Source organism: Chromobacterium sp. Beijing (assembly GCF_021496765.1).
GTDB lineage: Bacteria > Pseudomonadota > Gammaproteobacteria > Burkholderiales > Chromobacteriaceae > Chromobacterium.
Genome location: NZ_CP053750.1, coordinates 4,922,084 through 4,941,372, shown reverse-complemented (window position 1 = coordinate 4,941,372; position 19,289 = coordinate 4,922,084). Strand labels below are relative to the sequence as shown.

Here is a 19,289-nt window from a genome sequence, read left to right as displayed (position 1 = left end):
CCTCGTGTTTGGATGGCTGGGACCGCCGGTTCGGCCGGCAATCGGTTTCTATTCGCAGACATGAAAAAGCCGGCAAGCGCCGCGGCGGGTCCGGCCCGCATCGGGCCGATGACTGCGCGCGGGCGTTGCCGGCTGAATATTATTGTTCCGGGCGGCTCGCCCGGCCCGCTGTCCGCGCCGGCGAGAGACTCGCGGCGCGGATTCGGGATTATTTGGACAACTCGGCCATCAACTCCGGCACCACGGTGAACAGATCGCCGACGATGCCGTAATCCGCCACCTGGAAGATGGGCGCTTCCTCGTCCTTGTTGATGGCGACGATCACCTTGGAGTCCTTCATGCCGGCCAGGTGCTGGATCGCGCCGGAAATGCCGACCGCGAAGTACAGCTGCGGCGCCACCACCTTGCCGGTCTGGCCCACCTGGTAGTCGTTCGGCGCGTAGCCGGCGTCCACCGCGGCGCGGGAAGCGCCCACGGCGGCGGAGAGCTTGTCCGCCAGCGGATCGATCACCGCCTTGAACTGCTCCTCCGAACCCAGCGCGCGGCCGCCGGAAACGATGACCTTGGCCGAGCCCAGTTCCGGACGGTCGGACTTGGTCAGTTCCTGGCCGACGAAGCTGGACAGCTGCGCGTCCGCTGCCGCGGCCACGGTTTCCACCGCGGCGGAACCGCCCTGGCCCGCCGCGTCGAAGGCGGTGGTGCGCACGGTGATGACCTTGATCGGGTCGGCGGACTGCACGGTGGCCAGCACGTTGCCGGCGTAAATGGGCCGCACGAAGGTATCGGCGGATTCGATGGCGACGATCTCGGAGATCTGCGCCACGTCCAGCAAAGCGGCTACGCGCGGCAGCAGGTTCTTGCCGAAGGAGGACGCCGGCGCCAGCACGTGGCTGTAGCTCTTGGCCAGGCCGGACACCAGCGCGCCCAGGTTCTCGGCCAGGCCATGCGCGTAGTGAGCGGCGTCGGCCAGCAGCACTTTGGCGACGCCGGCCACGCCTTTGGCGGCCTCGGCGGCGGCGGCGGCGTTGTGGCCGGCCACCAGCACATGCACTTCGCCCAGCTTGCCAGCGGCGGTGATGGTGTTCAGGGTGCCTGCTTTCAGGCTCTGGTTGTCGTGTTCAGCGATAACGAGAATGGCCATGGCTTACAGCACCTTTGCTTCGGTTTTCAGTTTGGCGACCAGCTCGGCGGCGTTGGCCACCTTGATGCCGGCGCTGCGCTTGGAAGGCTCGGCCACCTTCAGCGTCTTCAGACGCGGAGCGGCGTCCACGCCCAGTTCCGCCGGCGTGGTCTTGTCCAGCGGCTTTTTCTTGGCGGCCATGATGTTGGGCAGCTTGATGAAGCGCGGCTCGTTCAGGCGCAGGTCGGAGGTGACCACCGCCGGCAAACGCAGCTTGACGGTTTCCAAGCCGCCGTCGATCTCGCGGGTAACGTCCACGGTCTCGGCCGACAAGTCCACCTTGGAGGCGAACGTGCCCTGGCCCCAGCCCAGCAGCGCCGACACCATCTGGCCGGTCTGGTTGGCGTCGTCGTCGATCGCCTGCTTGCCCACGATCAAGAGCTGCGGCTGTTCCTTGTCCGCCACCGCCTTCAGCAGCTTGGCCACCGCCAGCGGCTGCAGCTCCGCATCGGTTTCCACCAGGATGGCGCGGTCGGCGCCCATCGCCAGCGCGGTGCGCAGCGTTTCCTCGCATTGCTTGACGCCCAGCGACACCACGACGATTTCGCTGACCTTGCCGGCTTCCTTGAGACGCACCGCCTCTTCCACCGCGATTTCGTCAAACGGGTTCATCGACATCTTGACGTTGGCGATATCCACGTCAGTGCCGTCGGCCTTGACCCGAACCTTCACGTTGTAATCCACAACGCGTTTCACAGCGACTAGAACTTTCATATTCCTCCAACAAACCTCTGGACATCTCTAAAAAGAAACCTGGAGCGGACCGTCGCCGCCGCCGCGCCAAGCGCGGCCGTTTCAGAAATGCCGCCGTCTGGATTGATCGAACGCGGAAGCAGCAATTGCCGAAGCAAGCCTGATTATGCCCCAAGCACAAATTCAAACGAGCGTTTGGTTGATTTGTATTGCATACAGCGTGGCAAAAACGCAACTTATCGCCGATAGTACGTGATTTCTCGGTAATTTGCATTCCGGCCAAAAGCTGTCACAATGCACTGCAACATTTCCCCGTCATATCAAGTCAGGAGCGGTCATGACTGTTTGGTTTGAAGATCTTGGCCTCGGCGATTTCGCCGAATTCAGCAAGACCATCACCGAAGCCGACGTGCTGATGTTCGCCGCCGTGTCCGGCGACAACAATCCGGTGCACATCAATCAGGAGTACGCGGAACAGACGCCGTTCGAAACGCGCATCGCGCACGGCATGCTGACCGCCAGCCTGATTTCCACCGTAGTGGGCACCCAGTTGCCCGGCCACGGCACCATTTATCTATCGCAATCCACCCGTTTCAAGGCGCCGGTGCGCATCGGCGACACCGTGACCGCCCGCGCCACCGTGATCGAACTGAATCCGGACAAACACTTCGTCAAACTGGCGACCCAGTGCTCGGTCCGCGGCAAGGTGGTGCTGGAAGGCGAATCCCTGGTCAAGGCGCCCAGCAAACCCTGAGCTTCAAACGATGACGCCGTGCCGAGCCAGCGCCCAACGCACCGGCTCGGCCACCATCTCGTCGGGAAAATCCAGACGCGCGCGCAAGCCCGCCACCACCTCCGGCGCGGTGGGCGCGTTGCCCAGCCCCACCGCCAGATTGGACAGCCACTTGAGGTAGCCGATGCGGTAAATCGGGCTGCCGGCCATCTTCTCCTTGAATTCGGCCTCGCTCCAGGCGAACAACTCTAGCAAGCTCACGTCGTCCAAACCATGACGCACCGCAAAATCGGTCTCTCGAGTGTCGACCGCGAAACGGTTCCAGGGACAGAACAACTGACAATCGTCGCAGCCGTAGACGCGGTTGCCGATCAAGGGCCGCATCTCCTCCGGAATCGCCCGCTTCAGCTCTATCGTCAGATAAGAAATGCAGCGCCGCGCGTCCACGGTATAGGGCGCGACGATGGCCGCGGTGGGACAGACATCGATGCAACGAGTGCAGCGGCCGCAATGGCCGTCCTCCGCCTCGTCCTCCGGCAGGGGCAGGTCGGTGAAGACCTCTCCCAGGAAAAACAGCGAGCCCTCGTTCTTGGTCAGCAACAGAGTGTGTTTGCCGCGCCAGCCCAGGCCGGCCTGCGCCGCCAGCGCCACCTCGGCCACCGGCGCGCTGTCGGTGAACACCCGGTAGCCGAACTCGCCTATCTCCCGCTTGATCCGGTCCGCCAGCGCCTGCAGCCGGTTGCGCAAGACCTTGTGATAGTCGCGCCCCAGCGCGTAGCGCGATAAATAGGCTTTGCCGCCGTCGGCCAGCACCTCGGCCGACGCGCGCGCCTGGGGCCAGTAATGCATGCGCAGGGAAATAACGGACAGGGTGCCGGGCACCAGATCCGCCGGCTTGACCCGCAAGGCGCCGTGGCGGGCCATATAGTCCATCTCGCCGTGATGGCCGGCGGCCAGCCAGGCATTCAACTTCTGTTCCGCCTCCGGCGGCAGGCCGGCGCGACCGATTCTGGCGTCGGCAAAACCCAATTCGCGCGCCCAGGCTTTGATTTGGCGCGCCAATTCGGGATAATCCGGTTTTTGTAAAGAGTTTTCGGTCATGGCCATGGATGATACCAGCGTTCGCTGCGGCTACCTGGAAGATGAAACCGCCACCCTGGCGCTGGGCAAAGCCTTCGCCGAAGCGGCGCAAGCCGGCCTCGTCGTCTATCTATTGGGCGATCTGGGCGCGGGCAAGACCACGTTCACGCGCGGCCTGCTGACCGCGCTCGGCCATGCCGGCAAGGTCAAAAGCCCCACCTATACTCTGGTGGAGAGCTATCCTTTTCCTCACTATAGCGTGCACCATTTCGACCTGTACCGTTTCGCCGACCCCGAGGAATGGGAGGATGCCGGCTTCCGCGAATACTTCGGCCCGGACAGCCTGTGCCTGGTCGAGTGGCCGGACAAGGCAGCGGAGCTCTTGCCGCGCGCCGACATCGTGCTGGAACTAGCCGTGGCCGGAAATGGTCGCAATTATCGTTTACTTGCCCACTCAGAAACCGGACAGTCATGCCTGATTCGACTTTCGATCCCCTCCGCCGCCGCTTGATCGGCGCCGCGGCCGCCACCTTCATGCTGTCGGTGAGCCGCGTCGGCTTCGCCGCCAACAGTCAGATCGTCGCCCTGCGCATCTGGCCGGCGTCGCTTTACACCCGCATCACGCTGGAGGCCAGCGAGGCCATCCAATACAAGCAGTTCACCATCGCCAACCCCAACCGGCTGGTGATCGACCTGCAAGGTGTGCAGCTCAACAGCGTGCTCAAAGACATCGGCGGCCAGATTTCCGCCGCCGACCCCTATATCAAGACCGCCCGCGCCGGCCAGTTCGATCCGGACACGGTGCGCCTGGTGCTGGAGTTGAAAGCGGACATCACGCCGCAGGCCTTCACCATGACGCCGGTGGCCGAGTACAAACACCGGCTGGTGGTGGACCTCTACCCGGCCGGCAAGCAGGACGATCCCTTGCTCGCCCTGCTTCAGGACTACAACAAGGGCAAGCTGGAACAGCCTGCGCCGCAGATCAAGCCCAAGAAAAAAGACAGCAATCGCCCCATCATCGTGATGCTGGACCCCGGCCACGGCGGCATCGATCCCGGCGCCGTCGGTCTGAACGGCACGCGCGAGAAGGACGTGGTGCTGAGCATCGGCAAACAGTTGAAGCGCATGATAGACGCGGAAAGCAATATGAAGGCCTATATGACCCGCGACGAAGACGTGTTCATCCCGCTGGGCGTGCGCGTGGCCAAGGCGCGCAAGCTGAACGCCGACCTGTTCGTGTCCATCCACGCCGACGCCGCGCCCAACCGCGCCGCGCGCGGCTCCTCGGTGTTCGCGCTGTCTGAAAAAGGCGCCACCAGCGCCTTCGCCAAGGCGCTGGCGCAAAGCCAGAACGACGCCGACCTGGTCGGCGGCGTCAAGATAGGCAGCAAGGACAAATACCTGGCCCACACCCTGCTGGACCTGACCCAGACCGCCACCATCAACGACAGCCTGAAACTGGGCAAGACCGTGCTGGGCCATCTGGGCGGCCTCAACAAGCTGCACAAGAGCGCGGTGGAACAGGCCGGCTTCGCGGTGCTGAAAGCGCCGGACATCCCGTCCATCCTGGTGGAAACCGCCTTCATCTCCAACCCGGAGGAAGAGCAGCGTCTGCTCAGCAGCGATTTCCAGCAGCAAATGGCCAATGCCATCTTCACCGGCATGAAAGGCTATTTCTCGCAGGGCGCGGCGCTGGCGGCCAGGGCCTGAGTCCGTCCCGCGGCCAAAACAAAACAGGTCCCGCTCAGGGACCTGTTTTTCATTGCGGCCGGGCGCTCACTCTCCGCGGCTCGCCTCGCTCGGCGACTCTTCCTGCGCCGGCACCCGATAGCTTTCCGTCGCCCACTCGCCCAAATCGATCAGACGGCAGCGCTTGCTGCAAAACGGGCGGAACTGGCTTTGCGGCTCCCAGCGCACCGGCGCGCGACAAGTGGGACAGGCGACAACGCGAACAGAATCAGACATGGCTTCTCAAAACGGGGCAAGGACCGGCGCGCGCGCCGGTCAGAACTTGCAATTGGTCAGGTGAAACTCGACATCCTGCTCGGTCTGCCGCGGCCGGGATTCCCCGGTTACCGCGCTGACGAAGCGGATATTGAGCGCGTATTTATTGGCGGACAGCTCGGGCAGCAGTTCCAGGCCGCCATCGTAGGCCACCCGGATCAGCTGCACCACCTTGCCGCCGGACATCTGCTGGAACACGCCGCGGCGCGCCACGTAATGATGGGTCTTGCCGCTGTCGCGCAACAGGGTCAGCAGAATGCCCGCCGCCTCGGCGGTGGGCATCAGCGGCGACGCCCAGCGCTTGATGTCCTGACGCCGCACCTCGGCCGACTTCTGCTGCCACTGGTGATAAGACGGCAAATCGAACTGGCAGGTGCCGCCGGGGATGCCGGCGCGCTGCTTGATCGCCATCAGCCACTCGTTTTCGCGCAGATGCTGGCCGAACTTGCCGGTCAGCGCCAGCAGCCGGCTGGACGCGTGCTCGATGTCCTCCAGCACGCCCTCCAGGGTCTCTTCCGCCACTTGCGGATTCTCGCGCAGCGCTTCCAGCATCTGTTTCTGCCGTTCCAACTCCTGCAGCAGATCCGCCTTCAAGTCCGCGCGCGAGGCGGTTTCCATCAGCTCGAACAACACCAGCAGGGCCGCATGATGATCATACGGATGGTCCTTGCCGATGAAATACCCAAGACGTGCGTAGAGATGCTCCAGGCGGAGCAGGATGCGGGTTCGCTCGGTGACGGGAAACTCAAAACTGATCACGGCGCATCGGCCCTTCTGCTTGGCTCGCGAGAGCCCGGTTATGATCTATCGGCTAGGCTGGCAAGATAATAATCGTGTTTGGCGTCGACTTGAAGCCTCAACGCAGCCAAGCTGTCATTATTACAAATTATATCGTCGGCGCGTTCGCGTCGCTGCGCTCTCGAACATTGCGCCGCCATGATCGCGCGCACGGCGTTTTCGTCCATGCCGTTGCGCCGCATCACCCGCTCCAGTTGCGCCGACTCCTCGCAATCCACCAACAAGGTGCGCGCCAGCATCGGCAGATAATGCCCGGTTTCAAACAATAAGGGCACCACCAACACGCAATACGGCCCGCGCGCCTCGGCCACCCTGGCCTCGCTCTGCTGCCGGATCAGCGGATGCAGCACGCTCTCCAGCCGCTGCCGGCTGCCGGCGTCGGCGAACACGCGCTCGCGCATCCAGCCGCGGTCCAAAGCGCCGTCCGCTCGCACCGCGCCCGCGCCGAAAGCCGCCGCCAAGGCCGGCATCGCCGCGCCATGCGGCCCGGTCAGCTCGTGCGCGATGGCGTCGGTGTCGACCACCGGCACGCCCAATTCGGCGAAGCGATCGGCCGCCGCGCTCTTACCGGAACCAATGCCGCCGGTCAGCCCCACCACTTTAATAGCCATGCAAATACCAATACACGATGTCTTGCCCCAGATCAGGGCAATCCAGCCGGCGGCCGCGAGATAAGGGCCAAACGGCAAGGGCTGGCCACGACCGTGCTTGGCCAGCAAAATCAAGACCACGCCCACCACCGCGCCCACCAGCGAGGACAGCAGGATCACCAAAGGCAGCAAGGTCCATCCCAGCCAGGCACCCAAGGCGGCCAGCAGCTTGAAGTCGCCATAGCCCATGCCCTCCTTGCCGGTGACCAGCTTGAAACCGTGAAACAACAGCCACAAGCTCAGATAGCCGGCCATCGCGCCTATCACCGCGTCGGCCAAGGGCACGGTTCCGGTCAGCAGGTTGAACAGCAAACCGCCCCACAGCAAGGGCAAGGTCAGGTTGTCCGGCAGCAGCTGCGTGTCCGCATCGATGAAGGTCAGCGCCAAGAGCACCGCGGTCAAGGCCATATAGGCCGGCAACTGCGCCGACCACCCATAGCGCCAGGCCAGGAAAGCGAACAACACGCCGGCCGACAGCTCCACCGCCGGATAACGCCAAGGGATGTTGACTCGGCAGCTCGCGCAGCGGCCGCGCAGCAACAGGAAGCTCAACAGCGGAATGTTCTGCCACGGACGCACCACGGCCCGGCATTGCGGGCAGTGCGAGGCCGGCCGCATTAAATTATAGGGCTCGACCGCCTCGCTCTCCTCCAGCTGCAGACAATCAACGCAGTTCCGCCGCCATTCGGCTTCCAGCATCTTGGGCAAACGATGGATGAGCACATTCAGAAAACTGCCAAGCAATAAACCCAGCACCAGCGCCGCGCCGGCGAAAGCCAGCGGGTACGAGCCGGCGATCCAGCGCCACTCCTCGATCATCCAACCACCTGCCCCATTTTGAAAATCGGCATATACATCGCAATGATCAAACCGCCGATCAAGATCCCCAGAATCACCATGATGGCCGGCTCCAGCAAGCTGGACAGCGCGGCCACCGCATTATCGACTTCTTCTTCGTAAAAATCCGCCACCTTGTCCAGCATCTGGTCCAGCGAGCCGGACTCCTCGCCGATCGAGGTCATTTGCAGCACCATATTAGGGAACAAGTCGGTGCGTTGCATCGAATAATTGAGGCTGGAGCCGGTGCTGACGTCGTTCTGAATCCGCTTAGTGGCGTCCGCGTACACCTGATTGCCGGAGGCGCCGCCCACCGAATCCAGCGCTTCCACCAGCGGCACCCCGGCGGCGAACAAGGTGGACAAGGTGCGCGCCCAGCGCGCGATGGTGGCTTTGCGGATGATGTCGCCAATTACCGGCATGCGCAGCAGAATGCGGTCCATCCGCTCTTGCAGCTTGGGCGTGCGCTTGAAGGCGTAGAGAAAGCCGAACAGGCTGCCGAAGATCACGCCGAAGATCAGCCACCAGTAATGGACGAAGCCATCCGACAGCCAGATCACGAACAAGGTCGGCGCCGGCAAATTGGCGCCGAAGCTGGAGAACAAATCCTTGAACGCCGGAATCACGTAAATCATGATGACGGCGGTAATGATGAAGGCGGTGCCGACGATGGCCGACGGATAGATCAGCGCCGACTTGATCTTGCCCTTGATCGCCATCACCTTTTCCTTGTAGGTGGCCAGCTTGTCCAGCAAGGAGTCCAGCACGCCGCCGGTTTCGCCCGCGGCGATGATGTTGCAGAACAGCTTGTCGAAGTACAAGGGCCGCTTGCGGAAGGCCTCCGCCAGCGACAGACCGGTTTCCACATCCGCGCGCACTTCCAGCAGCATCTTGGTCACGGCGGGGTTGCCGTGGCCCTTGGCCGCGATGTCGAAAGCCTGCAACAGGGGCACGCCGGCGCGCATCATGGTCGCCAGCTGCCGGGTGAACAAGGTGATGTCCCGCTCGGTGATGCGCTTGCCGAACCCGGCGCGCCGGCGCTTGATCTTGACGACATTGATGCCTTGACGCCGCAGCTGAGTCTTGGCCACCGCCTCGGACTCCGCTCTCAATTCCCCGCGTATCGCCTTGCCCGCCTTGTCCTTGCCTTCCCACTCCCAGACAAAGCCCGGCGTCGCTTTTTTCGCTACCGTGACTGCCATTCCATGGCCTCTTTCTTATTCCAAGCCGTTAAGTCAGCTTTCCGGCGGCTGCCGGAGGCGCGAAACCGCTTTTATTCGTTGGTCACCGCCTCGATCTCGGTCAACGAGGTCAAGCCCGCCTTGACCTTCAGCAGGCCGGCGTGGCGCAAATCCACCATGCCCTCCTTGCGCGCCAGATCGGCGATATCGATGGCGGTGCCGTTCTGCATGATCAAACGCGTCATCGCGTCGGTGATGGGCATCACTTCGTAAATGCCGGTACGGCCGCGGTAGCCGGTATTGCGGCACTCCTCACAGCCCACCGGCGCATAGGGCTTCCAGCTGCCGTCCAATTCCTCTTTCTTGAAACCCGCCCGCAACAGCGCCTCTTCGGGAATGTCCGCCGGCTTCTTGCAATGCGCGCACAAACGGCGCGCCAGGCGCTGCGCCATGATCAGCAGCACCGAGCTGGCGATATTGAACGGCGCCACCCCCATGTTCAGCATCCGGGTCAAAGTCGCCGGCGCGTTATTGGTATGCAGGGTGGAGAACACCATGTGACCGGTCTGCGCCGCCTTGATCGCGATGTCCGCCGTTTCGAAATCCCGGATCTCGCCCACCATGATCACGTCCGGATCCTGGCGCAGAAAAGCCTTCAGGGCCGAGGCGAAGGTCAGCCCGGCGCGCTCGTTGACGTTGACCTGATTGATGCCCGGCAGGTTGATTTCCACCGGGTCCTCGGCCGTGGCGATATTGATGTCCGGCTTGTTCAGCAAATTAAGACAGGTATACAGCGACACCGTTTTACCGCTGCCGGTGGGGCCGGTCACCAGCACCATGCCGTAGGGGCGCCCGATCGCGTCCAGCAACAAACGTTTCTGCTCCGGCTCGAAGCCGAGCTGCTCGATATCCAGATTCGCCGCCGACGAGTCCAGGATACGCATCACGATCTTTTCGCCGTACAAAGTGGGCAAGGTGCTGACCCGGAAATCGATCGCCCGCGCCTTGGAAATGACCAGCTTCATCCGGCCATCCTGCGGCACCCGCTTTTCCGAAATATCCAGCTTGGAAATCACCTTGATCCGGGAGGCGATCTTTTCCTTCAACACCAAGGGCGGCTGCGAGATCTCCTTCAACACCCCGTCCACCCGGTAACGAATGCGGTAGAACTTCTCATAGGGTTCGAAATGGATATCGGACGCGCCGCCATTGATCGCGTCCAGCAACACCTTGTGGATGAATTTGACCACCGGCGCGTCGTCGACGTCCGGCTGCGCGCCGGTATCCGCCGGCGCGTCCGGATCGGCGAATTCGAGATCGCCAAAATCCTCGTTTTCCAGGGCCTTGATCGCGGCGGTGGCGTCCTCGCCGTACTTGCCGAGCATCTTGCCCAGCTTGTCGTCCTCCACCACCACCACTTCCACCGTCATCCCGGTCTTGAAGGTGATGGCGTGATAGGCCGAGGTCTGAGTCGGGTCCGAGGTGCCGACATACAGCTTGTTGCCGCGCTTGAGCAGGGGCAGCAAGCGCCGGCTGGCGATCAGCTCGTCATCCACCACGCCCTTGGGCAACTGATCGAGATCGATGGCCGACATGTCCAATAAGGGATAGCCAAAGGTCTTGGACGCGAACATCGCGACATCCTGCGCCGTCATCTTCTTGCTCTGAATCAGCTGCTCGACAAAGCTGATATGCGATGCCTGAGACTGACGCAGAATGGCGTCCGCATCCTGCTGCAACAGCATATTGTTTTGCACCAAGGCCCGACCCAAGCCGGAAATGCCAGCCGAAGCTTCCATACGCTTGCAACTCACCAGTAAACAGATTTGAGGACACCGCGCGACGCTCCCGTGCCAGAGCCCGCCGCCTTCAAGACAGCCGCACTACCGTTACAACATTATATGCAAAATGCGGATGCTGCTTTGACTTAAATCCCGGCGCGGCTGGATAGGTCCGGCTTAGCGCCAAAACAAAAAGGACTGCCGAAGCAGTCCTTTCAAGGTGATACTCAGGTGCGCTTAGAAGCGGTGCACCAGACCCAGGCCGAAGGAGTTTTCCTTCTCCACATTATTGCCCTTCCACTTCACGTGACCGTAGGAAGTGTAAACCTCGGTACGCTTGGACAAAGCGTAGTCCAGAGCCAATACATATTGGTCGTAACCAGAGTTGTTGACATCGCTACCACCAACGCTGATGTCGTAACCCTTGACGTAGGAGAAGTACGGGGTCAACGAACCGAAGGTATAACCCAGAGTCAGGGCCAGTTCGCGGGTTTTCACTTCTTTGCTCACATCCAGATTGCTAGAGCCAGCGGTCAAAGCGTTAAAGGCGGCTTTGTTATACAACACGCCCTTGGTATCGGCATAAACGCCGGCAGTGCCATCGATATAGCCACGAATTTGTTGATAGCCCAAGACCGCATAGATATTGTTGGCCATGTAGCCGCCTTCAAAGCGGTGCCAATCTTTATTCGAGCTACGCCCGCCAGACACAAGCGCCTTATCGGCGTCACCCCAGTTCTGGTAGTTGTACTTGCCGAAGAAGCCGGAGTTTTCATAGCTCAGGCCCAGGTTCCAAGTCTGGCGATTGGTGCGGCTGCCATCAGTGCTTGCCCCGCGAGCTTCGTCGGTGCCATACAGGAACGCGAAGCTGAAGCCGGCCCAGTTCGGGCTGTCGTAGCGAATGGCGTTGTTGACGCGGTCGTCAAGGCGGGTGAAGTAAGCCAGACCACCTACGCTTTGCGAACTGTAATAGCCCGGGTCCACCTGCTCCATCGAATCGTTAGCGTAGTTGGACAGACGCCCCAGACGGAACTTACCCCAGCTGTCGCCGGCCAAGCCGATGAAACTGTCGCGGGTATTAAAGCCAGAGGATTCGGAGCCGTCGATATTCACGCGATTCTCAACCTGCCAGATGGCTTTCAGGCCATTGCCCAGATCTTCGTTGCCCTTGAAGCCGATGCGCGAGGTCCAGTCGTTGATCTGGGAGTTACCCTGGGGCTTGCCGTTGGAGTCGAGGCTGGTATTCGAGCGGTAGGTCTTGTTGTACTCGTAACCACCGCGGATTTCACCGTAGATGGTGACGTCGGCCATTGCGGCGGCGGCCGGCATCAGGGCGGCGATTGCAAGAGCGATATGCGTCTTGTTCATTGCAGTTCCTTTCAAGTCAGTTGATATTGTCCTGTTGATTTCGCTAGTTCTAAGGCCAGAGAACCCGGACATTTATGTGTCGCCGATATGCTTCGGTGATCGCTAGGCTCAATATAAGACCGACGTTGCGAAAAAACAAAAACAGCATGCACTTCCAACAAAAAAGCACTCAAAAAAACAACACATGCATCACAAACCCTTGTTTTACATGAACACCAGACTGAAGCGCCACCAGCCATGAGATGCAATTACGCAACACAAGCAGTAACTTAGTGCAAAAAAGCAACAAACCACAAAGCATAAAATGGACCATCCACTGTCAGACAATCAAACCATGACGAGCTTACCCATGAGCAAGGTTTCGCTTTACTGGCTCAGGCGCGACCTGCGCCTGGAGGACAACCACGCTTTGCAGCAAGCGCTGGCCTCGGGCCGCCCGGTGCAGTGCGTCTTTGTTTTCGACAGCAATATTCTCGACACGCTCTCCCCCGCCGACAGACGCATCGGCTTCATCTGGCAATCCTTGCAGGAAGTTCAGACGTCCCTGCGCGCAGCGGGCGGGGAGCTATGGTGTGCGACAGGGCCAGCGCAAGACATCATCCCGAGGCTGGCGGCGCAGCTAGGCGCCGAGGCCGTTTACGTGAACGAGGATTACGAGCCCTATGCGCGCCAGCGAGATCAGATAGTTGCCCAGGCCCTGGCAACAATGGGCAAGAGCTTGCTCTCATACAAGGATCAGGTCATTTTCGCCAGGGACGAGCTGCTCACCTCCAGCGGCAAACCCTTCACCGTGTTTACCCCCTACTGCAATGCCTGGCTCAAAAGACTGAGCCCACAGCACAGCCAATCGCTGACCATGCCTTCGCTGGCGGGCCGCTTGCGCCCGCCAGCGGACACGCCGGCTATGCCCGACCTGGCGGAATTGGGCTTCACCCAGGCAGAACCCTGCTTGCTGACGCCCGGGGCCTCCGGCGCCCAAGAGCGGTTCGCCGATTTCTGTCAGCAACGCATCCAACGCTACCATCAACAAAGGGACTACCCCGGCGTAAAGGGCGTGTCCTATCTGTCCACCCATTTGCGCTTCGGCACCATCTCGATTCGCCAGCTGGTGCAATTCGCCAGTTTCGACGGCGGAGAGGGCGCGATGTGCTGGCTGAAGGAGTTGATCTGGCGAGAGTTTTATCAGCAGCTGCTATGGCACTTCCCCAATATCGCCACTCACAGCTTCAAGCCGCAATACCGAGACCTTCCCTTTCCCAACCGCCAGGACTGGCTGGAAAGCTGGCAAAAAGGACTAAGTGGTTATCCGTTGATTGATGCGGCCATGCGACAACTGAACCAAACCGGCTATATGCACAACCGGCTGCGCATGATCACCGCCAGTTTTCTAGTCAAGGATTTGCTGATTGACTGGCGTCTGGGAGAACGCTATTTCGCGGAGAAGCTGCTGGACTTCGATCTGGCCTCGAACAACGGCGGCTGGCAATGGGCGGCCTCCACCGGCTGCGACGCGCAACCCTATTTCCGCATCTTCAACCCGGTGACGCAATCGCAGAAATTCGATCCGGACGGCCGCTTCATCCGTCGCTACGTGCCGGAGTTGGCCGCGCTCAGCGATCAGGCGATCCACGCCCCCTGGCAAGCCAAGGCGCTGCCGGAAGGCTTCGTGCTGGGCCGGGACTATCCACGCCCCATCGTCGACCACGCCGAGCAAAGGCAATTGGCGCAGGCTCTGTTCGGCAAGCAATGAAAAACGCCCGCATCCGCGGGCGTTGTTTCCAGCAAACCATTGACAGGTAAACGTCAGGGCTTTTTCTTGGCCGCCGGTTTGGAGGCTTCTTTCTTGACGCCGGCCACCGGTTTGGCCGCAGCGGCGGCGGGCTTGGCGGCGGCGGGTTTGGCCGCGGCTTTCGGCGCGGCGCTGGAAGCGCCGCTGACCGCGATCTCGCTGCGCAGTTTTTCCAAGGTCTTGTCGCCAATCCCGCTGACGTTTTTCAGATCGTCAACGCTCTTGAACGGGCCGTTCTTGGCGCGGTAATCCACAATGGCCTTGGCCTTGACCGGGCCGATTCCGTTCAGCGCCTCCAGCTCCTGCTGGTTGGCGGTATTGATGTTGACGGCGGCGAAAGCGGTGCCGCAAATCAGCATCAGGGCGGCAAACAGGGCTAACAATTTTTTCATCATTGATCTCCTTGTGAGACAGGACTGGCAACCTCAACCGCGTTGCAGGATCAATTCTATGACGACCTTGCTGCCAATGTAAGCTAGCGCCAAGGACAGGAAGCCGGCCAAAGTCCAGCGAATCGCCACCCGGCCGCGCCAGCCTTGCAACTTGCGGCCGATCAACAGGCCGCCGAACAATAGCCAGGACAACACGGCGAAGATGGTCTTGTGCGTCAGCGCCGCGGCATGTCCCAACACTTCTTCGGAAAACACCACGCCGGTCAACAAGGAAACCGTCAGCAGCAAGAAGCCGACGCCTATCACCTGGAACATCATTTTTTCCAGGGACAGCAAGGGCGGCAATTGCTTGACCAGCGGAGAGGCCCGCTTATCGTGCAGGGCTTTCTCCAAAAACAGCATCAGAATGGCGATCAGCGCGCCGATGGCGAACAGGCTGTAAGCAAACAGGGAGACCAGGATATGCAGCACAAAAGCCGGATTGCTCAGGTCTTGCACCACATGCTGGCCAGGGAACAGCAGGGCGAAGCCCAACGCGGCCATCGCCAGCGGCATCATGAACAGCTGCAGGCCTTCCACGCGATAGAAGAAGCTGCAAGTCCAATAAATCAGCAGCATGATCCACACCATCACCGACAGCGCGCGGCCAACCCCCAGGGACAGCAAAGCGCCCTGAGTCAGCGGCAACAACACCGCAATCGCCTGCAGCAGCAGCAGCACGCCCAATAGGCTGTGTTCCAGCCGCGGCTTGCGCGGCCAGCACGCCAGGCCGCGCCAGTTGGCGAAGTAGTGCCAGCTGAAAACCCCGTAAGAGAGGATCAGCGCAATAGAAAGTACGAGCAGGAAACGGGTCATGTCGGGTGTTTTATCAAAACCGGGCGCAGCCCCGGCGGCTCGTGGTAAAATCGATAGTTTGAGAGTCTACACCAACCGGCAAGCCGTTGGCAGAAGTAAGGACGCACCATGCTAGACAACCTGACCAGCCGCCTGTCCGGCGTGATGAAAAATCTGCGCGGCAATGCGCGCTTGACCGAGGCCAATATCCAGGACGCGATGCGCGAAGTGCGCATGGCCCTGCTGGAGGCCGACGTCGCCCTGCCCGTGGTCAAAACCTTTATCGCCCAGGTCAAGGAGCGCGCGCTCGGCCAGGACGTGGCCGGTAGCCTGACGCCGGGCCAAGCCCTGGTGGGCGTGGTCAATGAGGAATTGACCAAATTGATGGGCGAGAAGAACGACGCCCTCAATCTGGCCGCCGTGCCACCCGCCATCGTGCTGATGGCCGGCCTGCAGGGCGCCGGCAAAACCACCACGGTCGGCAAGCTCGCCAAGCTGTTGAAAGAGACCCAGAAGAAAAAAGTGCTGGTCGTCTCCGCCGACGTTTACCGCCCCGCCGCCATCGAGCAGTTGAAACTGCTGGCCCAGCAGGTCGGCGTCGAATGGTTCCCGTCCTCCGGCGACCAGAATCCGGTCGATATCGCCCGCGCCGCGGTGGATCACGCCAAGCGCCACTTCTTCGATGTGCTGATGGTGGATACCGCCGGCCGTCTGGCCATCGACGAGGCGATGATGGCCGAGATCAAGGCGCTGCACGCGACGCTGAATCCGGTGGAGACCTTGTTCGTCGTCGACGCGATGCAGGGCCAGGATGCGGTCAACACCGCCCAGGCTTTCAATGAAGCGCTGCCGCTGACCGGCGTCATCCTCACCAAGATGGACGGCGACTCGCGCGGCGGCGCCGCGCTGTCGGTCCGCCACATCACCGGCAAGCCGATCAAATTCATCGGCGTCGGCGAAAAAGTGTCCGGCCTGGAACCCTTCCACCCGGACCGGATCGCCAGCCGGATTTTGGGCATGGGCGATGTGCTGTCGCTGATCGAGGAAGTGCAAAAAGGCATCGATCAGGACGAAGCCGCCGCCATGGCCAAGAAGTTGAAGTCCGGCAAGGGCTTCGACCTCGAAGACTTCAAGGCCCAGATGCAGCAGATGAAGAAAATGGGCGGCATGAGCAATCTGCTGGAGAAAATGCCGGGGCAACTGGGCCAGATGGCCAAAGGCGTGCAGGGCGCGGAGGCGGAGAAAGCCATGCGCCGCATCGAAGGCATCATCAACTCGATGACGCCGCAAGAGCGCCATAAGCCGGAATTGCTCAAGGCCAGCCGCAAACGACGCATCGCCGCCGGCGCCGGCGTGACGGTGCAGGAGGTCAACAAGCTGCTGAACCAGTTCGAACAGACTCAGAAAATGATGAAGCAGTTCTCCTCCAAGGGAGGCATGATGAAAATGCTTCGCGGCATGAAGGGCATGATGCCCGGCATGTAAGCTGAAACGGGTGCCTGGCACCCGTTTTTCTTGATGTAAAAGGATTTCGATGTCGCTCGATGTTGCCGTTCTGACCGATTCGCGCCTGCTGCCGCCTGACGACGGCGACTGGTACCGCCGCCAGGTTCACCATGAAGACGGCCTGGTGCTGGCGGCGCTGCAGCGCCAGGGCTTGCGCGGCCGCCGCCTGGCCTGGGACGATCCGGACATGGACTGGGCCGACTCGGCTTGCGCGCTGTTCCGCACCACCTGGGATTACTTCGAGCGCCTGCCCGCGTTTTCCGACTGGCTGGCGCGCGCGGCCGCTCAAACCCGCCTCTTCAACGAGATTGAGCTGATTCGCTGGAATCTGGACAAACACTACCTGTCCGAGCTGCAACAAAACGCTGTTCATACGGTGGACACGCGCTACATTGAGAAAGGCGCGCCGCAAACGCTGCGCCAGTTGCTGGAAGAGTGGAACTGGGACGACGCCATCTTGAAACCGGCCGTCTCCGGAGCTGCCCGGCACACGTATCGCGTCGCCCCGACAAACGCAGAATCGCTGGAATGCGTATACGCCGAGCTGATCCAGCAGGAGGCCATGCTGCTGCAGCCCATGCAACACAATGTGCTGAGCCAGGGAGAATTGTCCCTGATCGTCATCGACGGCCGCTTCAGCCACGCCATCCGCAAAACGCCGAAGTCCGGCGACTTCCGCGTGCAAGACGATCACGGCGGCCAGGTTCACCCGCATCAGGCCGACGCGCAAGAGATCGCCTTCGCCGAAGCCGCCGTGCGGGCGGTCCCTTTCGACGTGCTGTACGCGCGCGTCGACATGATTCGCGACAACCATGACCGCCTGGCGGTCATGGAGCTGGAAATGATTGAACCGGAGCTGTTTTTCCGCTTCCGACCGCAAGCCGCGGAGGAGTTGGCCGCGGCGCTCGCGCGCCGTCTGCGCTGAGCAATGAGCGATTTTGTACCGCAACCCGCCAGAACACCGGCAACCCACGTTTGGAACTACCCAGCATGAACCTGACCACGCTGACCGCCCTAAGCCCCCTGGATGGCCGCTACGCCGGCCAAGTCGAGGCCTTGCGCAATCTGTTTTCCGAGTACGGCCTGATGAAGTTCCGCATCAAAGTGGAGCTGGAATGGCTGAAGATGCTGGCCGCCGAGCCGGGCATCGAGGAAGTGCCTTCCTTCTCGGAGGCCACCATCCGTGAAATCGACGACGTGATCGCCAACTTCAACGTGCAACACGGCGAAGAAGTCAAAGCCATCGAGGCGCGCACCAATCACGACGTGAAAGCCATCGAATACTGGCTGAAGGAACGCCTGTCCGGCAATCCGGAAGTGATGGCGGCCAGCGAGTTCATCCACTTCGCCTGCACCTCCGAAGACATCAACAATCTGTCGCACGCGCTGATGCTGAAAACCGCGCGCAACACCGTGGTGCTGCCCGCGATCGACGAAGTCATCCACAAGCTGCAAAAACTGGCCCACGAACTGGCCGACACCGCGATGATGTGCCGCACCCATGGCCAGCCTGCGACCCCGTCCACGATGGGCAAGGAGTTGGCCAATACGGTCTACCGCCTGAAACGTCAGCGCGAACAGCTGGTTCATCAGGAAATCCTTGGCAAGATCAACGGCGCGGTGGGCAATTACAACGCCCATCTGGTCGCCTACCCCGACATCGACTGGGAAAGCTTCTGCGGCCGCTTCGTCACCGGCCTGGGCCTGACCTTCAACCCCTACACCATCCAGATCGAACCGCACGATTACATGGCCGAGCTGTATCAGGTCCTGGCGCGGGTCAACACCATCCTGATCGACCTGAACCGCGACATCTGGGCTATATCTCGCTGGGCTATTTCAAGCAAAAAGTGAAGAAAGACGAAGTCGGCAGCTCCACCATGCCGCACAAGGTCAATCCGATCGACTTCGAAAACGCCGAAGGCAATCTGGGCATGGCCAACGCCATCCTGGGCCACTTGGCGGAAAAACTGCCGGTATCGCGCTGGCAGCGCGACCTGACCGACTCCACTGTGCTGCGCAATATGGGCGTGGGCTTCGGCTACACCATTCTGGGCCTCAAAGCCTGCCTGAAAGGCCTGAACAAGCTGGAAATCAATCCGCAGGCAATCGCATCCGAGCTGGACAATAGCTGGGAGCTGCTGGCGGAGCCGGTGCAAACCGTAATGCGTCGCCATGGCGTGCCCAACCCCTACGAGCAACTGAAAGAGCTGACGCGCGGCAAGGGCGGCATTACCCGTGAAACCCTGCATGCCTTCATCAAGAACCTGGAGTTGCCCGAAGCGGAGAAAGCCCGCCTGCTGGAATTGACCCCGGCCAGCTATATCGGCAAGGCCGCGGAACTAGCCAAGCGCATTTAATCTCGCCTGCGCGAGCAATAAAAAAACCGCCCTCACCCGGCGGTTTTTTTTATTCAACGACCATTTAAAAATAGATCGGCGCGAAAAACGAAAAACCCAGCTT

The 19,289-nt window shown here is 61.2% G+C and carries 16 protein-coding genes and 3 pseudogenes; 7 read left to right on the top strand and 12 right to left on the bottom strand.

The window, feature by feature from the left end:
• Window positions 1-208 precede the first annotated feature (208 nt).
• Window positions 209-1,141, bottom strand: a complete 933-nt coding sequence (locus tag HQN78_RS23075; protein WP_227104933.1) for an electron transfer flavoprotein subunit alpha/FixB family protein — start codon at window positions 1,139-1,141, stop codon at window positions 209-211.
• Window positions 1,142-1,144: 3 nt separating this feature from the next.
• Complete coding sequence (locus tag HQN78_RS23070) at window positions 1,145-1,894, bottom strand: electron transfer flavoprotein subunit beta/FixA family protein (protein ID WP_227104935.1); 750 nt, start codon at window positions 1,892-1,894, stop codon at window positions 1,145-1,147.
• A gap of 316 nt (window positions 1,895-2,210) precedes the next feature.
• On the opposite strand from HQN78_RS23070, the gene HQN78_RS23065 reads away from it, so the two are divergent.
• Window positions 2,211-2,627, top strand: a complete 417-nt coding sequence (locus HQN78_RS23065; protein WP_107800577.1) for a MaoC family dehydratase — start codon at window positions 2,211-2,213, stop codon at window positions 2,625-2,627.
• A 3-nt stretch (window positions 2,628-2,630) separates the two neighbouring features.
• Here the strand turns inward: HQN78_RS23065 and queG are convergent, their stop codons facing one another.
• Window positions 2,631-3,713, bottom strand: a complete 1,083-nt coding sequence (gene queG, locus HQN78_RS23060) for a tRNA epoxyqueuosine(34) reductase QueG (protein ID WP_370646576.1) — start codon at window positions 3,711-3,713, stop codon at window positions 2,631-2,633.
• Here queG and tsaE point away from each other — a divergent pair.
• Both tsaE and HQN78_RS23050 read left to right on the top strand, forming a co-directional pair.
• Window positions 3,712-4,197 (top strand): tRNA (adenosine(37)-N6)-threonylcarbamoyltransferase complex ATPase subunit type 1 TsaE, encoded by a 486-nt coding sequence (gene tsaE / locus HQN78_RS23055; RefSeq protein WP_370445205.1) that lies wholly within the window; start codon window positions 3,712-3,714, stop codon window positions 4,195-4,197. The genes queG and tsaE overlap by 2 nt on opposite strands.
• Window positions 4,158-5,396: an N-acetylmuramoyl-L-alanine amidase gene (locus HQN78_RS23050; RefSeq protein WP_107800579.1), complete on the top strand. Its 1,239-nt coding sequence runs from the start codon at window positions 4,158-4,160 to the stop codon at window positions 5,394-5,396. Before tsaE ends, HQN78_RS23050 begins: the two co-directional genes overlap by 40 nt.
• Window positions 5,397-5,462: 66 nt before the next feature.
• Here the strand turns inward: HQN78_RS23050 and yacG are convergent, their stop codons facing one another.
• The 7 genes and pseudogenes from yacG to HQN78_RS23015 form a co-directional block, all read right to left on the bottom strand.
• Window positions 5,463-5,651 carry a DNA gyrase inhibitor YacG gene (yacG, locus tag HQN78_RS23045; RefSeq protein WP_048409544.1) on the bottom strand — a complete coding sequence of 63 codons (189 nt, stop codon included), beginning with the start codon at window positions 5,649-5,651 and terminating at the stop codon, window positions 5,463-5,465.
• A gap of 39 nt (window positions 5,652-5,690) precedes the next feature.
• Entirely contained in the window at window positions 5,691-6,449 is a 759-nt protein-coding gene (gene zapD / locus HQN78_RS23040) for a cell division protein ZapD (RefSeq protein ID WP_019100891.1), read from the bottom strand.
• A gap of 38 nt (window positions 6,450-6,487) precedes the next feature.
• Window positions 6,488-7,075, bottom strand: a pseudogene (coaE, locus tag HQN78_RS23035) (dephospho-CoA kinase); the annotation flags it as partial.
• 13 nt (window positions 7,076-7,088) lie between these two features.
• A pseudogene (locus tag HQN78_RS23030) lies at window positions 7,089-7,957 on the bottom strand (A24 family peptidase).
• On the bottom strand, window positions 7,954-9,177 hold the full coding sequence (locus HQN78_RS23025; RefSeq protein ID WP_107800582.1) for a type II secretion system F family protein: 1,224 nt from the start codon (window positions 9,175-9,177) through the stop codon (window positions 7,954-7,956). Before HQN78_RS23025 ends, HQN78_RS23030 begins: the two are co-directional and overlap by 4 nt.
• Window positions 9,178-9,248: 71 nt before the next feature.
• Complete coding sequence (gene pilB / locus HQN78_RS23020; RefSeq protein ID WP_107800583.1) at window positions 9,249-10,955, bottom strand: type IV-A pilus assembly ATPase PilB; 1,707 nt, start codon at window positions 10,953-10,955, stop codon at window positions 9,249-9,251.
• Between the two features lie 219 nt (window positions 10,956-11,174).
• Window positions 11,175-12,305 (bottom strand): porin, encoded by a 1,131-nt coding sequence (locus tag HQN78_RS23015; protein ID WP_158274338.1) that lies wholly within the window; start codon window positions 12,303-12,305, stop codon window positions 11,175-11,177.
• 349 nt (window positions 12,306-12,654) lie between these two features.
• Here HQN78_RS23015 and HQN78_RS23010 point away from each other — a divergent pair, with 349 nt between their 5' ends.
• A complete protein-coding gene (locus HQN78_RS23010; protein WP_235086595.1) occupies window positions 12,655-14,055 on the top strand; it encodes a deoxyribodipyrimidine photo-lyase in 1,401 nt (466 codons plus the stop codon).
• Between the two features lie 53 nt (window positions 14,056-14,108).
• On the opposite strand, the gene HQN78_RS23005 is transcribed toward HQN78_RS23010, so the two are convergent.
• Together HQN78_RS23005 and HQN78_RS23000 are read right to left on the bottom strand one after the other, a co-directional pair.
• Window positions 14,109-14,486: a helix-hairpin-helix domain-containing protein gene (locus HQN78_RS23005; protein WP_235086593.1), complete on the bottom strand. Its 378-nt coding sequence runs from the start codon at window positions 14,484-14,486 to the stop codon at window positions 14,109-14,111.
• A gap of 33 nt (window positions 14,487-14,519) precedes the next feature.
• Window positions 14,520-15,341: an inner membrane protein YpjD gene (locus HQN78_RS23000; protein ID WP_107800587.1), complete on the bottom strand. Its 822-nt coding sequence runs from the start codon at window positions 15,339-15,341 to the stop codon at window positions 14,520-14,522.
• Window positions 15,342-15,449: 108 nt separating this feature from the next.
• On the opposite strand from HQN78_RS23000, the gene ffh reads away from it, so the two are divergent.
• From ffh to purB, 3 genes and pseudogenes are all read left to right on the top strand, one after another.
• Complete coding sequence (gene ffh / locus HQN78_RS22995) at window positions 15,450-16,805, top strand: signal recognition particle protein (RefSeq protein WP_227104941.1); 1,356 nt, start codon at window positions 15,450-15,452, stop codon at window positions 16,803-16,805.
• A gap of 49 nt (window positions 16,806-16,854) precedes the next feature.
• Window positions 16,855-17,751 carry a RimK family alpha-L-glutamate ligase gene (locus HQN78_RS22990; RefSeq protein ID WP_235086590.1) on the top strand — a complete coding sequence of 299 codons (897 nt, stop codon included), beginning with the start codon at window positions 16,855-16,857 and terminating at the stop codon, window positions 17,749-17,751.
• Window positions 17,752-17,816: 65 nt separating this feature from the next.
• Window positions 17,817-19,186 (top strand): annotated as a pseudogene (purB, locus tag HQN78_RS22985) (adenylosuccinate lyase).
• Window positions 19,187-19,289: the final 103 nt, after the last annotated feature.

Excerpts from the sequence above, each read along its gene's own strand:
- HQN78_RS23075 (WP_227104933.1), bottom strand. The coding sequence starts at position 1,141 with ATGGCCATTCTCGTTATCGCTGAACACGACAACCAGAGCCTGAAAGCA.
- HQN78_RS23070 (WP_227104935.1), bottom strand. The coding sequence starts at position 1,894 with ATGAAAGTTCTAGTCGCTGTGAAACGCGTTGTGGATTACAACGTGAAG.
- HQN78_RS23065 (WP_107800577.1), top strand. The coding sequence starts at position 2,211 with ATGACTGTTTGGTTTGAAGATCTTGGCCTCGGCGATTTCGCCGAATTC.
- tsaE (WP_370445205.1), top strand. The coding sequence starts at position 3,712 with ATGGATGATACCAGCGTTCGCTGCGGCTACCTGGAAGATGAAACCGCC.
- queG (WP_370646576.1), bottom strand. The coding sequence starts at position 3,713 with ATGGCCATGACCGAAAACTCTTTACAAAAACCGGATTATCCCGAATTG.
- HQN78_RS23050 (WP_107800579.1), top strand. The coding sequence starts at position 4,158 with ATGCCTGATTCGACTTTCGATCCCCTCCGCCGCCGCTTGATCGGCGCC.
- yacG (WP_048409544.1), bottom strand. The coding sequence starts at position 5,651 with ATGTCTGATTCTGTTCGCGTTGTCGCCTGTCCCACTTGTCGCGCGCCG.
- HQN78_RS23025 (WP_107800582.1), bottom strand. The coding sequence starts at position 9,177 with ATGGCAGTCACGGTAGCGAAAAAAGCGACGCCGGGCTTTGTCTGGGAG.
- pilB (WP_107800583.1), bottom strand. The coding sequence starts at position 10,955 with ATGGAAGCTTCGGCTGGCATTTCCGGCTTGGGTCGGGCCTTGGTGCAA.
- HQN78_RS23015 (WP_158274338.1), bottom strand. The coding sequence starts at position 12,305 with ATGAACAAGACGCATATCGCTCTTGCAATCGCCGCCCTGATGCCGGCC.
- HQN78_RS23010 (WP_235086595.1), top strand. The coding sequence starts at position 12,655 with ATGAGCAAGGTTTCGCTTTACTGGCTCAGGCGCGACCTGCGCCTGGAG.
- HQN78_RS23005 (WP_235086593.1), bottom strand. The coding sequence starts at position 14,486 with ATGAAAAAATTGTTAGCCCTGTTTGCCGCCCTGATGCTGATTTGCGGC.
- HQN78_RS23000 (WP_107800587.1), bottom strand. The coding sequence starts at position 15,341 with ATGACCCGTTTCCTGCTCGTACTTTCTATTGCGCTGATCCTCTCTTAC.
- ffh (WP_227104941.1), top strand. The coding sequence starts at position 15,450 with ATGCTAGACAACCTGACCAGCCGCCTGTCCGGCGTGATGAAAAATCTG.
- HQN78_RS22990 (WP_235086590.1), top strand. The coding sequence starts at position 16,855 with ATGTCGCTCGATGTTGCCGTTCTGACCGATTCGCGCCTGCTGCCGCCT.